A 14,927-nucleotide genomic window follows, 5' to 3' on the forward strand; every position below is an offset into this window, starting at 1 on the left:
GCCCGGCGCCGCGCGATGCACGTTACGCCGGGCATCGGGCTTCGAGACTGCGGACCGGTGCGGCTCGAAGGCGCGCAGCCGGTCCATCGACGCAAGCAGCGGCTATTGCCGGGCCGCGACCGTCGTGCCGGTGGCGGGCGGCAGTTCGCCCATTGCCTGCAGCAGCGCCGCGGTATCGGTCATCCGGCGGCTCGCGGCACGCACCGCATCGAGTTCCGCGTTCAGATAGAGCTGTTCGCTCGACCGTTGCGCGGACATCGGAACGGCACCCAATGTGCGGCGTTGCGCCGTTTCGTGGAAAGCCTCGCCTGCCGCGCGCGCCGCGAGTTCGTTCGCGGCCAGTCCTTGCGCGTCGTTGTCCAGCGCGGCGAGCGAATCGGCGACGTCGCCGAATGCGGACAGCACCGCCGCCTTGTACTGCAGCACCGCGGCGTCGTATGCATCGCGCGACGCCCGCCGGTGTGCCAGCAACGCACCGCCGTGGAAGATCGGCTGCGACAGCCCGGCGCCGACGGCCCACAGCCCGCCCGCGCCCGACAACAGCGCTGGCCAGCTGAAGCCGCCGCGCCCCATCGTCGCGGTGAGCGACAGGCTCGGGAACAACTGGGCGGTCGCCTCGCCGACGTCCGCCGATGCCGCCTTCACGGCTGCCGCGGCCGCGCGGATGTCCGGCCGTGCCTTCAGCAGGTCGGACGGCACGACCACGGGCACGTGTTCCGGCAGCGACAGTCCAGTGTAGGAGGGGACCGGCGGTGGCGCGTCGGGCGTGCGGCCCAGCAGGATCGCCAGCGAGTGAACCGCGCTCGCACGCTGCTGGCGCAGCGGCGGCAGCGTCGCGGCGAGCGACGCCGCGCCCTGCGTCGACGCCAGCGACTGCACGTGGGACACCGCGCCGAGCGCGTAACGTTGCTGGTCTTCGACTGCGGATGCCTCGGCAACGGCGACCAGGCGCTCCGTCAGCAGGATCTGGCGGTCGAGCGTCGCGGCGCGGATGGCGGTGCCGACGATGTTGGCCGCCAGCGCACGCCTTGCCGCTTCGAGTTCGCAACCGCGCACGTCGACGCGCGCGGCGCTCGCCTCGTTCGCATATCGCGTGGCGCCGAACAGGTCGAAGGTGTAATGCGCCTGCAGTTGCCCGACGAAGACGTTGTAGCGCAGGCTTTGCGCGCCCGCGCCGGAGATGTCGGGCGTGCGCGTGCGGGCCACCTGTGCGTTCGCGTCGATCGACGGCAGCGTCGACGCCCCGATCTGCGCGCGCAGCTCCTCCTGCGCGGCGGCGAGCGTCTTTTCCGCCGCGGCCAGAGTCGGGTTCGCGCGCAGGCCTTCGTCGACCAGCGCGTCGAGCGCGCTGGACCGGTACAGGCGCCACCATTGCGGCACGGGCGCGGCGCCGACGTCGAACTGCTGCGCGACGCCTGCCGCTTCGGCGGTGCGCGGCGCCTGAGGCGTCGCGCCGTAGTGCGCCGGCGACGGCATCGCGGGCGGCGTGCTGCTCGGGGCCATTGCACAGCCGCTCAGGCAGAGCGCCGCGCTCGCGGCGAGCACCGATGTGGTAAGGGGAAATTTCATCAGCATGTCTCCGAGGACGCGACGTCCATCGCGTGCGACTCGCGTTCGTCGCTGCGCACCTTGAAGCAGGTCGCGTAGAGGGCCGGCAGGAAGAAGATGGTCAGCACCGTCGCGATCGTGATGCCGCCCATCAGCGCGGTGGCCATCGGGCCGAAGAAGCCGGAACGCAACAGCGGAATCAGCGCGAGCACGGCGGCCGCGGCGGTCAGCATGATCGGCCGGAAGCGGCGCACGGTCGCGCCCACGATCGCGGTGAAGCGTGGCTGCCCGGCCGCGATGTCCTGGTCGATCTGGTCGACCAGGATCACCGAGTTGCGCATGATGATCCCGAACATCGCGATCACGCCGAGCAGCGCGACGAAGCCGAACGGCTTGCCGAACAGCAGCAGCGCCGCGACCACGCCGATCAGGCCGAGCGGGGCCGTCAGCACGACGATGAAGGTGCGCGAGAAGCGCTTGAGCTGGATCATCAGCAGCGTCAGCACCGCGATGATCATGAGCGGCATCTGCGCGTTGATCGACGTCTGGCCCTTCATGCTCTCCTCGGCTGCACCGCCGACCTCGATCCGGTAACCGGTCGGCAGCGTGGCGCGCAGCGTCGCCAGGGTGCCGTCGATGGCGCGCGTCACGCCGATGCTCGGCGCTTCGCCACGAACGTCGGCCTGCACCGTGACGGTCGGCTGGCGGTCGCGTTCCCAGATCACGCCGTATTCGAGCGTGTCGCGCACGTGGCCGATCGTGCCGAGCGGCACGGGGCCGTGCGGCGTCGGGATCGCCAGGCCGGCGAGCTGCGACGGGTCGATCCGTTCGCGCTTCGGCGCACGCAGGTCGACGTCGATCAGCTTGTCGCGTTCGCGATACTGGGTGACCGTATAGCCGGACAGCGTCATCGCGAGGAAACTCGACACGTCTTCCGACGTCACGCCGAGCTGGCGTGCCTTCAGTTGATCGATTTCGAACGACACCGATCGCTCCGCCGGCTCGTCCCAGTCGAACTGCACGTTGCGCGTGCGGGCATCGGCGCGCATCTTGTCCGCCACTTTTTCGGCAATGCCGCGAACGGTCGCGATGTCGTCGCCGCTCACGCGGAACTTGATCGGAAAGCCGACGGGCGGCCCGTTCTCGAGGCGCGCGACGCGCGTGCGCACGGTCGGGAAGCGGCTTGCCAGCGTCGACTCGAGCCAATGCGACAAGCGGTCGCGCGATTCGACGTCCTTGGCCGTGATCACGAACTGCGCGAAGTTCGGCTGCTGGAGCTGCTGGTCGAGCGGCAGGTAGAAGCGCGGCGCACCGGTGCCGACGAAATCGACGACGTGATCGATTTCGGGCCGACCGTCGAGCACCTTCTCGAGCCGCGTGGCCTCACGCAGTGTCGCGTCGAACGAAGCGCCTTCCGGCAGGCGCAGGTCGACCAGCAGCTCGGGGCGCTCCGAGTTCGGGAAAAATTGCTGTGGCACGCGCGTGAATGCCGCCATCGCGATCGCGAACAGCACGGCCGTTACACCCAGCACCACCCAGCGGCGCTCGATGCACGCCGAGATCCATCCGGACAGCCGCCGGTAAAAGCCCGTTTCATAAACGTCCTGCCCATGTGCATGAGCGTCGTGATGCTGCTGCTCGGGCAGCATGTGGTAGCCGAGCAGCGGCACCAGCACGACGGCCGCGAACCACGACACGATCAGCGAGATCGCGGACACCTCGAAGATCGACCGCGTGTATTCGCCGGTGCTCGATTTCGCGAGCGCGATCGGCAGGAAGCCGGATACCGTGACGAGCGTGCCGGTCAGCATCGGGAACGCCGTGCTCGTGTAGGCGAAGGCCGCCGCGCGGGCGCGGCTCCAACCCTGCTCGAGCTTCACCGCCATCATTTCGACGGCGATGATCGCATCGTCCACCAGCAGCCCCAGCGCGAGCACCAGCGTGCCGAGCGACACCTTGTCGAGGCCGATGCCGAACACGTGCATGCACAGTGCCGTCACGGCGAGCACGATCGGAATCGTGATGACGACGACCATGCCGGTGCGCAGGCCCAGCGACACGAGGCTGACGACGAGCACGATCGCGACGGCTTCGCCGACCGCTTCGACGAAGTCGTCCACCGAGTGCTTGACGGCATGCGGCATGCTCGACACCGCGGCCAGCTTCAGTCCGGCCGGCAAGCCGGCCCGGAGCTCGGCTGCCTTCGCGTCGAGCGCCTTGCCGAGGTCGATCACGTCACCGCCTTTTTGCATCGTGACGCCGATGCCGAGCACCGCGTGACCGTTCGTACGCATCTGCGTGACGGGCGGATCGTCGTAGCCGCGCGTGACCTTCGCGACGTCGCCGAGCCGGAACGTCCGGCCGTTCACCGTGATCAGCATGTCGGCGAGCGCCTGCGTGTCCTTGAACGCGCCGCTCGGCCGCACGAACACGCGGTCGTCCGATGTCGTGATCGTGCCGACCGGTGCGACGGCGTTTTGCGCGTCGATGGCCTGCGCGAGCTGCTGCGGCGTGATCGCGAGCCGCGTCAGTTGCGCGTTCGAGATCTCGACGAATACGTGCTGGGCGGGGTCGCCGAAGTAGTCGACTTTCGCGACACCCGGCACGCGCAACAGCACGGTGCGCAGCTTGTCCGCGTAATCGTGCAGTTGCGCGGGCGAGTAGCCGTCGCCTTCGAGCGCATAGATGTTGGTATAGACGTCGCCGAATTCGTCGTTGAAGAACGGGCCGACAGTGCCCTTCGGCAGCGTCGCCCGGATGTCGCCGACCTTCTTGCGCACCTGATACCAGGTTTCCGGCACCTGGTCGACCGGCGCCGAATCCTTCATCGCAAAGAAGATCATCGACTCGCCGGGGCGCGAATAGCTCTTGATGTTATCGACGTAAGGCGCGGCCTGGAGCTGGCGGCCGATCCGGTCCGTGACCTGTTCCTGCACTTCGCGCGCCGTGGCGCCCGGCCAATAGGTCTGGATCACCATGGTTCGGAACGTGAACGGCGGATCCTCCGATTGCGCGAGGCGCGTATAGCCGATCATGCCGAAGATCGTCGCGAGGCCGATCAGGAAGATCACCAGTTGCTGATGCTTCAGCGCCCATGCCGACAGATTGAAACCGCCGTCGTCGCGCGACGCGGCACCGCTTTGTGCGCCGAGCGCACCGTCCATCGAGGACCGGTGTTCTGGACCGTTCATGATGCGAAGTCCTCCGCATGCAGCGGCGGCACCACGCGCACGTGCTGGCCGGTACTCACAGTATGGACGCCTTGCATCACGACGCGCTCGTTTTCCGCGAGGCCGGACGTGACCGTGACCGTACGCTCGTCGTAGCGTCCGACCGTTACCGGGCGCAGTTCCAGCGTGTCGCTGCCTTTGCGAATGACCCAGACCGCCGGCGCTTCGCCGCGATGGAAGAGTGCGGTGGCCGGCAGCGTGATCGCGTGGTCCACGGCGGTGTCGGCGGCGCCGTCGAACGAGATGCTGGCAGTCATCCCGGAGCGGACGTCCGGCCCCGGCGCGACCAGCGTCAGCTTCACGCGCCAGGTGCGGCTTTGCGGATCAGCGGCCGCCGCGACTTCGCGCACGCGTGCGTCGAGCACCTTGCCCGGCAGCGCCGTCAGGCTGACGTGCGCGGTGCGGCCGACCGCGAGATCGCGCAGATCGCGCAGATCGCGCTCCGCGACGTCGCAGACGATGTCGAGGTCGCCGCTCCAGTCCAGATGAAACACCGCCTGGCCGGGCTCGACGTTCTGCCCGGTATCGGCATCCTCCGACGTGATGACGCCGTCGTGATCCGCGACCAGCGTCGCGTAGCGCAGGTGATCGCCCGCGAGCGCCATTTGCGCGAGCGCGGAATCGCGTTGCGCGACCGCCGATGCATACGCGTCCTGCGTTGTCTCGAGCTGAGCGGGCGCGATCAGGTTGGCCTGGGCCTGGGCGCGGTCGCGATCCAGTTGCTGCTTCGCATAGGCGAGGCGATGCTCGGCGGCATCGAGCTGCGCGCGCGCGTTCAGCAACGTGTTGTGAAGATCGGCCGGATCGAGCATCGCGAGGGTCTGGCCGGCCTTGACGGTGTCGCCGATTCGCACGCGCCGCTCGACGATCTTGCCGCCGACCCGGAACGACAGCGGCGTCGAATATCGCGCCTGAACCTGCGCGGGCAGCACGCGCTGCACGGCGCCATTGTCCGCATGAACCGGCAGCGCGACCACCGGTTGCAGTTCGGGCGCCGGGGCCTCGTGCGAGTGGCAAGCCGCGAGAAGAATCGCACAGCAGGCGAATGCGATCGGGGCGCGCCGAAGCGGTGGCGCGATGCGTGTCAGAAACGGGCGCGTTGAAGTCCGCGCGTCAAGTCCGGGTGATTTCACGATGTTTCCAAGACAAGTGAGGGTCAAACTAAAAATGATTCGGCGACCACGGCAGGTCACCCCGGTTTATGCAGGCGCGCGCGGGCGTCTCCGCCGACGGTGCGCATGACGATCAATCAGTACTCCGATGTTCGAGGTGCAGATCGTTCCGATTGCCGACATGACACGGCTTGCGCACGACGATGGCCGCCGAGTGTGCCGACAGGGCCGCCTGCGCGTCACCGACGCTCGCTGGCGTGGGTCCGGAACAGTGTCCGGACAGGAACCGGTTCTGCTATTTTCGAGATTAGACTCATAACTGATAATATTGTCAAGTATGAGCGAGTCATCTAGAATTGCGTCATGCAGAAAATTCTTATGGAAAGGGAAGGTGCGCTCGTGGACGACAAACCGGTCCGGCCGCGTCGCCCGAATGCGTCAGTGGCCGAAGCGGAACAGCGTCAACCGCGCGGCGCCCGGCGCAAGGAGGCGACACGTATGCGCTTGCTGCGGGCGGCGTTCGGCCTGATGGCGGAAAAGGGCAGGGACAACGTCGCGATCAGCGAGATCACCGAGGCGGCGGATGTGGGGTTCGGCTCGTTTTACTACCACTTCGAATCGAAGGACGGCATCTTCGCCGCGCTGACCGAGTGGGTGTTCGACGATTTCGCGGACGGCCTCGAGCGTCTTGCGAGCGGTTTGTCGGATCCGGCCGAGGTCGTGTCGGTTTGCGTGCGTCACACGCTGATGCGCGCGCGCCGCGAGCGGCTCTGGGGGCGGTTCCTGATGCGGGAGGGCTTTTCCGCGCGTGCGCTCGACCACGGGCTAGGCCGGCACTTGCGGCGGGACAGCGAGCGCGGAATCGCGGCACGCCGCTTCGTCGTCGGCGATCCGTTCATGAGCGTGCTCGCGATGACGGGGACGATCCTGGCGGCGATCGCGGCGGAGTGCTACGCGGCCGACACGGCTGAGGGCGAAGCGAGGAAGCCGGCGGGAGACGAAGGCCGGCTCCCCGAGCGGGCCGCGGCGATGGTGTTGCAGACGCTAGGCCTGACGCGCGCCGAAGCAAAGGACGTGGCGAACCGACCATTGCCGCCCGGCGAATTCACCGCTGCGGAGAGCTGTTGACGGTTGGTTGCCGTCGACGCGGGGCTGGCTCGTCGAGCCGGGCAACGAAGGCGGTGCCACTGTCATGTCCGGTGGCGAGCGTACTGCCAGACTCGAATTGCTCCGCGGTTGCGGGATGTCACTGCAACAGTGTTGGGCGCCTCGGCACGCCGTAGGAAAAAAGGAGGGTTTGACCGTCGAGCGCGTCGATGCCCTCAACTTAATTTTACATAACGTGAATTATCGATATGACTGGTTGTAGTAGCTTTTTAGAAATGTCGTGTTCTGGCTACTTAGAAATGTCGTGTTTTGACCTCGGTATGCTGGCCGGTTCTTTGCGGGACCACGGAGCCGGCCATGTATCCAGGTGCACTGGTGACACTGAACATGCGAGAACTCGACCGTCTGAAGGTAATCCAGGCCATGGTGGACATGGGACTCAAGCCCGGACGCGCGGCCGAACGACTGGGCGTGACCGTGCGTCAGCTCCAGCGTCTGGTGGATCGTTACCGTGAGTCTGGCGCCGCCGGACTGGCTTCGCGCAAGCGTGGGCGTCCCGGTAATCGGCGGCTGGACGCTGATCTGGCCGATCGAGCACTGTCGATCATCCGTGATCGCTACGCCGATTTCGGGCCGACGCTGGCCTGCGAGAAGCTGTATGAGTGCCACGGCATCCGGCTGGCGAAGGAAACGGTCAGGCGGCTGATGACGGACGCCGGGCTGTGGGTGCCGCGCCGGCAGCGGCCGCCGAAGGTCTACCAGCCACGGGCACGACGCGCGTGCCTGGGCGAACTGATCCAGATCGACGGTAGCGACCACCGCTGGTTCGAGGATCGGGCGCCAGCCTGCACGCTGCTGGTATACGTGGACGATGCGACGAGCCGGTTGATGATGCTGCATTTCACGGCGACCGAGTCGACCTTCAGCTACTTCGAGGCGACGCGCGCGTATCTGGAGCGTCACGGCAAGCCGATGGCGTTGTACAGCGACAAGTACAGCGTGTTTCGCAACGTCAACCCGGGCACGACTGGCAATCGGGTGACGCATTTCGGCCGCGCGATGTACGAGCTGAACATCGACACGTTTTGCGCAAACAGCAGCCCGGCCAAGGGGCGGGTCGAGCGTGCGCACCTGACGCTGCAGGACCGGCTGGTCAAGGAACTGCGGCTGCGCGGGATCAGCACGGTGGCCGAGGCGAACGCCTATGCACCCTCCTTCATGGCGGCCTACAACGCACGTTTCGCGAAGCCACCGAAGAGCAGTTTCGACGCTCATCGGCCACTGCGGGACGACGAGAGCCTTGAGTTGACGCTTACGTGGCGCGAACTGCGGAAAGTGACGAAGTCGCTGACGGTGCAGTACGACCGGGTGATGTACCTGCTGGACGACACCCCAGAGAACCGGAAGCTGATTCACCGCTACATCGACGTGTGGGAGTACCCGGACGGGCGCATCGAGCTCCGGACGGAGGGTCAGGTGTTGCCCTGCAGGCAGTACGATCGGCTCGCCGAGATCGATCAAGCCGCAGTCGTCGAACACAAGCGCCTGAGTCACGTATTGCAGGTCGCTCAGGCGATTCAGGCGCAACGCGATAACAGCCGCATCGGTAAAGCCCCATCCCGAACAAACCGGGGCGATTCGACCAAGACCGATCGAAACAAACCTCAGCCGGGCAAGAAGAAGCAGCGCGAGTTCGTGCAGGCGGACGTCGAGCAAGTGATTGTGGATTTGGCTGAGCACAGGCAGGCGCAACCGCAACCCCGCAAACCTGGCCGTCGGTCTGCAAGGGACAGTGGATCCGACGCAAGCGCCCTGCCCGTTCAGACGCCCGCCTTCGACACGGCGTAACGAATAAACCAGGACAAACAGGCAGCGAAACCAACCCTAACCCCAACCTCAAAACCGGACATTTCTATTTAGCTGGCGCCACGACATCTTGAAATGGCTACGACACTGGTGCATTTGGCGGTGTTGCGTCCCGCGCCGAAGATCAGCCGCTTCAGCGCAACACTAAGGTTCTATCGGCATACTGCGGTCTCGTTAGAGTCATGAAGTCCATCAGCTCGTCTTCATGCCGTCCAGAGTCTTGACGCAGTTTGAGTTACCGATTGCCCCAACGGTTGGAAGCCATGCGCAACAGCGCTGCATTGGCAGCGCGCAAATCGAACAATTCCGCGTCGAAGCCGGACCCGATCCAGTTTCGGTAACGCTCTGCCTTTTCACTGTCCGGATCGTTGGATAGCGTATTCAGGAACGCCTCATAGCCGGATGGACCGCCAACGTCCTCCGGCGGACAAGCACGGGCGCCGCCAATGACTTGGGCTTCTCCCCAAGGTTGGCCCTCGATCGTTTCCATCTTCTCGACGACGACGCTGTGATTCCAGCCGTCCCCGAAGTCGTATCGGTAAACGAAGCGCGAACCTGGCTTCAGGACCGCCTGCAGACGAACCTTTCGGTCATCTGCAGTCGTGCCCGAGTCAGCAAAGTCCACCACATCATCGATCTCGAACATGGCGTAGGTCATGCCATCGATCAGGAAGTCGTGAAGATGCGTGTCTTCCCATCCGAAAGCTGCTTGCAGAATGTGATGCAGCTTGCGCAGCGATTCAGTTCCTTCGACTTCGATCTGACGCCAGACGGGCGGATCGATGTGCTGAAGCGCCACTTTGAGGGTGAAGCGCGGGAACGATTTCGGCATTCGATCTCCTCAGAACGCGAACCTGCACTATTATTGCCTCGCAATGGTCACCTGAAGCAAGCACTGTAGGATCGCCGACGCTGGAAGGAACGCGAAGCATCCGCGCATAGCAACCGCACTGCAGCCCGCCTCACCTCGATCAAATCGCCACTTCCGGCGGCGCCTGACGAAACAGCCGCGTAATCCAGCACAGATATACCAGCCCGAGCACGAACCACGCGATGCCGAGGACCAGTGCCGCCTTCTCGAGACTCACGAGCAGCCAGATATCGGACACCGCGCCGATCACCGGGAACACGAGCCCGCCGAACACCCCGATCCGGCGCTCGCCATGATTGCCCGACAGATACAGGCGAATCACGCACAGATTGACGGCCGTAAAGGCAAGGAACGCGCCGAAGTTGATGAAAGACGTCGACGTGGCGACGTCCAGCTTCAGCGCGATCAGGCCGACCACGCCCGCCAGCGCGATGTTGATCGCCGGTGTCTTGAAGCGCGGGTGAATGAATCCGAATACGCGTTTCGGCAGGATTTCGTCGCGACCCATCGCATAGAGCAGCCGGCCGACGCTCGCTTGCGCGGAAATCCCCGACGCGAATTGGGCGAGGATCAGACCCGCGAGGAATACGGTGACGAACACATCGCCGCCGATCATCTTCGCGACCTCGAACGCGGCTGAATCCGTGTCCTTGAATTCGACGCCCGGGTGCGCGAGCTGCATCGTGTATGCCGCGATCACGAAGATCGCCCCACCGATCAGCGCAATCAGCAGGATCGCACGCGGCATGTTCTTTTTCGGCTCGATCGTTTCCTCGGTCAGCGTCGACACCGCGTCGAAGCCGAGGTACGAATACGCAGCGATCGCGGCGCCCGCCATCGTCGCGCCGAACGGCACGTGCGGCTTGAAGAACGGCTCCGCCATCGCGATGCCGCCCGGCCCGGCCGCGGCTGACGCGTAGTGCCAGCACAGCGCCACGAACATCACGACGATCGCGAGCTGCACGATCATCAGCACGATATTGAAGCGCGCAGCCAGTTCGATACCGACGATGTTCAAGCCGCTCGTCAATACGATGAACGCGACGATCCAGATCCAGGTCGGCACATGTGGAAAGGCGGCGTTCAGATATGCAGCGCCGATCAACCAGATCACCATCGGCAGGAAGAAATAGTCGAGCAGCGTCGCCCAGCCGATCATGAAGCCGAGGTGCGGGTTGAACGTCTTGCGCGTGTACGTATAGGCTGAACCTGCAGTCGGATAGAGCCTGGCGAGCTTGCCGTAGCTGAGCGCGGTGAACGCGATGGCGATCAGCGCAAGCAGATAGGCGAGCGCGGCCGTGTCGTCGCTGGCCTTGGCGAGCACGCCGTAGGTACCGTAGACGATCAGCGGCGCCATATAGGCGAGGCCGAACAGCAGCACGGACGGCAGGCCGAGCGTGCGCTTCAGGCTCGGCGATTCATGGGATGACGACGCTTGCATGTTATCTCCTGGACCTTCGGGGCCGATGCGAATGCCTGTGTGCCTTCGGCCGACATTTCGATTGAACGGGCACGCCCGGGCGACGCATGACGCCCGCGCGATGCCGTGAACGGACTGCGAAACCGGATTATTCGCCGCGCTGACAACGCGCTTCGATCATGAATGCGCGATGGCCGTCCGACTGCTCGAGCGGCGCGAGATCAAGCGCCACGCGTGTGTCGTGCAGGTAGTTGTAGTGTTCGCGGCTCGCTTCGAGACGCGTGAGATCGAGGTTCGCCTGCACGACCGTCTCGACCCTGCCCAGTTCCAGCGCGGTTTCGCCGAACGGATCGACGAGCGCGGAAAGGCCTGCGAACGTCAGATTGTCGTCGCCGGCCCCGCAACGGTTCACCATCACCGCGAACATCTGGTTTTCCATCGCGCGTGCCGCGATCGCGCGGCGATGCACCGGGCCGAACGGGTCCATGTTGCCGTTCGTGACGATCAGCAGATCGGCATCGAGCGCGCCGACGGCTCGCGCCGTTTCGGGAAATTCGATGTCGTAGCAGATCAGCAGACCGACCGTCAGGCCGTTCCAGATGCACGTCGCGAAGCGGTCACCCGGCGTGAAGACACCGACATCCGATGCCCACAGATGCGTCTTGCGATAGCGCAGCACAATGTCGCCCTGCTCGTCGACAAGTACCGTGGTGTTGTAAAACCGGTTGCCGTCGCGCTCGGCGAGGCCCACGGCGACAGCGACGCCCTTTTGTCGTGCCGCGTCGCGTACCGCGGATAATCCGGGGCCATCGAGCGTCTGTGCGACTTCGGCGACATTGTCGCGGGTCGGAAAGCCCGACAACGTCGTCTCGGGGAACACGATCAGTTTCGTGCCGCCTGCCACGTCGACGCGCCCGATCGTGTCGATCACCTTGCGCGTGTTGTGCGCGACGTCGCCGTCGATCAGCGAGAGTTGCGCGAGTTCTACCTGCATGAAAACCGTCTCCTTCCAATAGCCTTTCATCGGCGCGTCGTCTGCCCTGCCCTTCTGATACGACGCGCGGTCGAGCGAAACAGGCCGTGTACCCCTGCCTGTCGAAGTGAGGCCGATTATCGGGTTATTATTTTTGACCTGAAATTCCCCGCCAGGGTTACCCTCACCGGAGCACACGATGGACTTCGAATGGCGAGATCTCGCTTTTCATCGGGAGATTGGCTCGGCCATCGACGCCCTCGATGGCCCGCATTTCTGGGCACGCCTCACGCGTGTGCTCGAGCGGCATCTCGAGTTCGACAACTGGGTCGCGCTGCGTTTCGCGCGCGCCGCGCCGCCTCTCGTGCTTGCCGAGCAGGCCATGCCCGACGGCAAGATCGACCTGATGTTTCAGGACTATCTGGCCGCCCTCTATCAACTCGATCCGTTCTATCTCGCCGCGTTCGAAACGCAGGCGTCGGGCTTCTACACGCTCGCCGACGTCGCGCCGGACAATTTCCGGATGACCGAGTACTACCAGCGGTACTTCAGGAAAAACATCGTCGGCGACGAAGTGCATTTCAACGTCATGATCGATCGCGATCACACATTGGGCTTTTCGCTCGGCAAGACGAGCAAGTACGACGATCGCGAGATTGCGTTGCTCACGCTGTACACGCCCTGGGTCCTGTCGTTGATGCAGCAGCGCTTGCGCTTCGAGACGTTCGCGATCAAGGATGCGCCGCGCGTGACCGAAGGCGAAGCGCCCGACCCGCAGGCGCGCTTCGGGATGCTGACCGGAAAGAGCGGGCGCGGCGCGTTGACCACGCGCGAAATCGAAGTCGCGATGCTGTCATTGAGCGGATTTTCGTCACGCGCGATCGGGGAAAAGCTGTCGATTTCGTTCGAGACCGTGCGTGCGCACAAGAAGCACATTTACGCGAAGCTGGGTGTCGGATCGCAATCCGAATTGTTCGCGATGTTCTACGATCGGGGCAGATCCGGCGAATCTGCGTGATTCGCGTCTCCGTGTCACGGCACGAATACCGGCAGGCGCGCTGCCGCTTCAGGTTTAGCCGGTGAGCACGGAATCACGTGCATCCAGATTGAGCCGGAGATTCGTGATGGACGCGAATTCCGGCTCCCGGGATAAATGGCATTGCCTTGCGATGCGTTTTTGAACCGGGCAATCCTGTCACGACGCGGCGACGCTCGATCGACTACGCCGACGGTGTCTGCCGTCTTGAAACCGTTCGAATCCGCGCCTTGCCCCCGTTGCTGCCGGTGCCATTACACCGCCCCATCCCCGGCTCCTTTATGCCGCCCATCGACACGCCGAGTCGGCAATGCGGCGAGCCCGCGCACCGCCGCCGCGTTCTCGGCGCCATCGTCGCTGCGGCCGGTGATCTCGTCCAGCGCCCGGTTGTTGGTGTACGGCCCGAACACACCGATCGACACCATCACGATCAGCATGCTGCCGCCGGTCAGCACGAACACTGCGGACACCCCGGCGCGCTCGAGCAGCAGCGCGACGATGAAACTGCTCGCGATTCCGGTCAGGCGGCCGATCGAATGCACGAAGCCGAGCGCGCGCCCGCGGATCTCGGTCGGAAACACTTCCGACTGGTACGCGGTGCCGTTGCTCGCGAGCACCGTGTTGGACAGCGTGACGAGCAGGCCGAACGCGATCACGAATGGTGCCTGCGCCGACATCGCGAACGCGGTGCCGAACAGCGCGACGCCGAACGCCGACGCGACGATCAGCCACTTGCGCTCGATGCGGTCAGCGAGCACGCCGGCAACGAACGGCGACACCGGATACGCGAACGCGATCACGAACGCATACCAGAGGCTCTTCGTGACGCTCGCGCCCTGCGCGGCCAGCAGCGTCGGCAGCCACTGGCTGAAGCCGAAGAAGCCGATGCTCAGGAATGCGTTGAATACGATCAGCATCGCCGTGCGGCCGCGATGCCGCGCATCCCACATCGACGGCGCGCGCCGCGCGGCCGGCGTTGCGATGGCCGGCATCCGGACCGCGGGCAGCGGCCGGCCGGATTCCCGCTCGACCGCCTGCTCGAGCCGCTGGAGCACGGCTTCGGCGTCGGCCTCGCGGCCGGTGCTGGCAAGCCAGCGCGGCGACTCCGGCAGCCGCGACTGCAGCCACCAGACGACGACCGCGCCGCTGCCGCCGAGCAGCACGACCCAGCGCCACCCGGACACCCCGAGCGGATCGTGCGGCACCCATAGCCACGACACCAGCGCGAGCACCGGCATCGCGAGATAGCCGATCGCGAAGCACAGCGCGAACGCACGCCCGCGCACTGCTTTCGGCACCAGCTCGGTCAGGAACGCGCCGATCGTGATCAGCTCCGCACCGATGCCGCAGCCCGCGACGAAGCGGCACACGAGAATGCCGAGCGCATGCGTCTGCACGCACATCGCAAGGCTTGCCGCCGTGTAGAGCAGCAGCGCACCGGTGAACAGCGCGCGCCGTCCGATGCGGTCCGCGAGGCGCGACACGAACATCTCGCCGACAAACAGCCCGGCGAACGTCGCCGCGCCGAGTGCGCCCTGGTCCGACATGCCGAGCACGCCGTGCGAGCCCGCGTGAAAGATGCCGTCGCGGATCAGCCCGGGCGGCAGGTAGGTCATCTGGAACAGGTCGTAGATCTCGAAAAAACCGCCGACGCTCAGGAACATCACGAGCGTCCAGATGCTGGCCGTCGCGGGCAGGCGGTCGATGCGCGCGGCGATCGACGCCGCATGGGAATGGGACATGGCGATTCCTCGGTGATCCGCC

10 protein-coding genes are annotated in these 14,927 nt (G+C 65.3%); 3 read left to right on the forward strand and 7 right to left on the reverse strand.

Annotation, left to right across the window (positions count from 1 at the left end):
• Positions 1–102 precede the first annotated feature (102 nt).
• The 3 genes from DIE04_RS01675 to DIE04_RS01685 are packed head-to-tail and all read right to left on the reverse strand — an operon-like array spanning position 103 to position 5,911.
• Positions 103–1,569 (reverse strand): efflux transporter outer membrane subunit, encoded by a 1,467-nt coding sequence (locus tag DIE04_RS01675; protein WP_185500286.1) that lies wholly within the window; start codon positions 1,567–1,569, stop codon positions 103–105.
• On the reverse strand, positions 1,569–4,739 hold the full coding sequence (locus DIE04_RS01680) for an efflux RND transporter permease subunit (RefSeq protein WP_124519531.1): 3,171 nt from the start codon (positions 4,737–4,739) through the stop codon (positions 1,569–1,571). The genes DIE04_RS01675 and DIE04_RS01680 overlap by 1 nt, the downstream gene beginning before the upstream one ends.
• The gene (locus DIE04_RS01685) at positions 4,736–5,911 is read right to left on the reverse strand and encodes an efflux RND transporter periplasmic adaptor subunit (protein WP_124519897.1); all 1,176 of its coding nucleotides are present in this window, start codon (positions 5,909–5,911) and stop codon (positions 4,736–4,738) included. Before DIE04_RS01685 ends, DIE04_RS01680 begins: the two co-directional genes overlap by 4 nt.
• 342 nt (positions 5,912–6,253) lie before the next feature.
• On the opposite strand from DIE04_RS01685, the gene DIE04_RS01690 reads away from it, so the two are divergent.
• Both DIE04_RS01690 and DIE04_RS01695 read left to right on the forward strand, forming a co-directional pair.
• Complete coding sequence (locus tag DIE04_RS01690) at positions 6,254–7,018, forward strand: TetR/AcrR family transcriptional regulator (RefSeq protein WP_409333432.1); 765 nt, start codon at positions 6,254–6,256, stop codon at positions 7,016–7,018.
• A gap of 336 nt (positions 7,019–7,354) precedes the next feature.
• A complete protein-coding gene (locus DIE04_RS01695) occupies positions 7,355–8,845 on the forward strand; it encodes an ISNCY family transposase (protein ID WP_409333433.1) in 1,491 nt (496 codons plus the stop codon).
• A 253-nt stretch (positions 8,846–9,098) separates the two neighbouring features.
• Here the strand turns inward: DIE04_RS01695 and DIE04_RS01700 are convergent, their stop codons facing one another.
• The 3 genes from DIE04_RS01700 to DIE04_RS01710 form a co-directional block, all read right to left on the reverse strand.
• Positions 9,099–9,695: a plasmid pRiA4b ORF-3 family protein gene (locus DIE04_RS01700; RefSeq protein WP_124484802.1), complete on the reverse strand. Its 597-nt coding sequence runs from the start codon at positions 9,693–9,695 to the stop codon at positions 9,099–9,101.
• Positions 9,696–9,834: 139 nt separating this feature from the next.
• Positions 9,835–11,175: an APC family permease gene (locus DIE04_RS01705; RefSeq protein WP_124484801.1), complete on the reverse strand. Its 1,341-nt coding sequence runs from the start codon at positions 11,173–11,175 to the stop codon at positions 9,835–9,837.
• 127 nt (positions 11,176–11,302) lie between these two features.
• Positions 11,303–12,148 carry a carbon-nitrogen hydrolase family protein gene (locus DIE04_RS01710; protein ID WP_124524319.1) on the reverse strand — a complete coding sequence of 282 codons (846 nt, stop codon included), beginning with the start codon at positions 12,146–12,148 and terminating at the stop codon, positions 11,303–11,305.
• A gap of 178 nt (positions 12,149–12,326) precedes the next feature.
• On the opposite strand from DIE04_RS01710, the gene DIE04_RS01715 reads away from it, so the two are divergent.
• Positions 12,327–13,145 (forward strand): response regulator transcription factor, encoded by an 819-nt coding sequence (locus DIE04_RS01715; protein WP_124484799.1) that lies wholly within the window; start codon positions 12,327–12,329, stop codon positions 13,143–13,145.
• Between the two features lie 272 nt (positions 13,146–13,417).
• On the opposite strand, the gene DIE04_RS01720 is transcribed toward DIE04_RS01715, so the two are convergent.
• Positions 13,418–14,905 (reverse strand): MFS transporter, encoded by a 1,488-nt coding sequence (locus DIE04_RS01720; protein WP_124524318.1) that lies wholly within the window; start codon positions 14,903–14,905, stop codon positions 13,418–13,420.
• Positions 14,906–14,927 lie beyond the last annotated feature (22 nt).

Source organism: Burkholderia sp. Bp8994 (genome assembly GCF_003853805.1).
GTDB lineage: Bacteria > Pseudomonadota > Gammaproteobacteria > Burkholderiales > Burkholderiaceae > Burkholderia.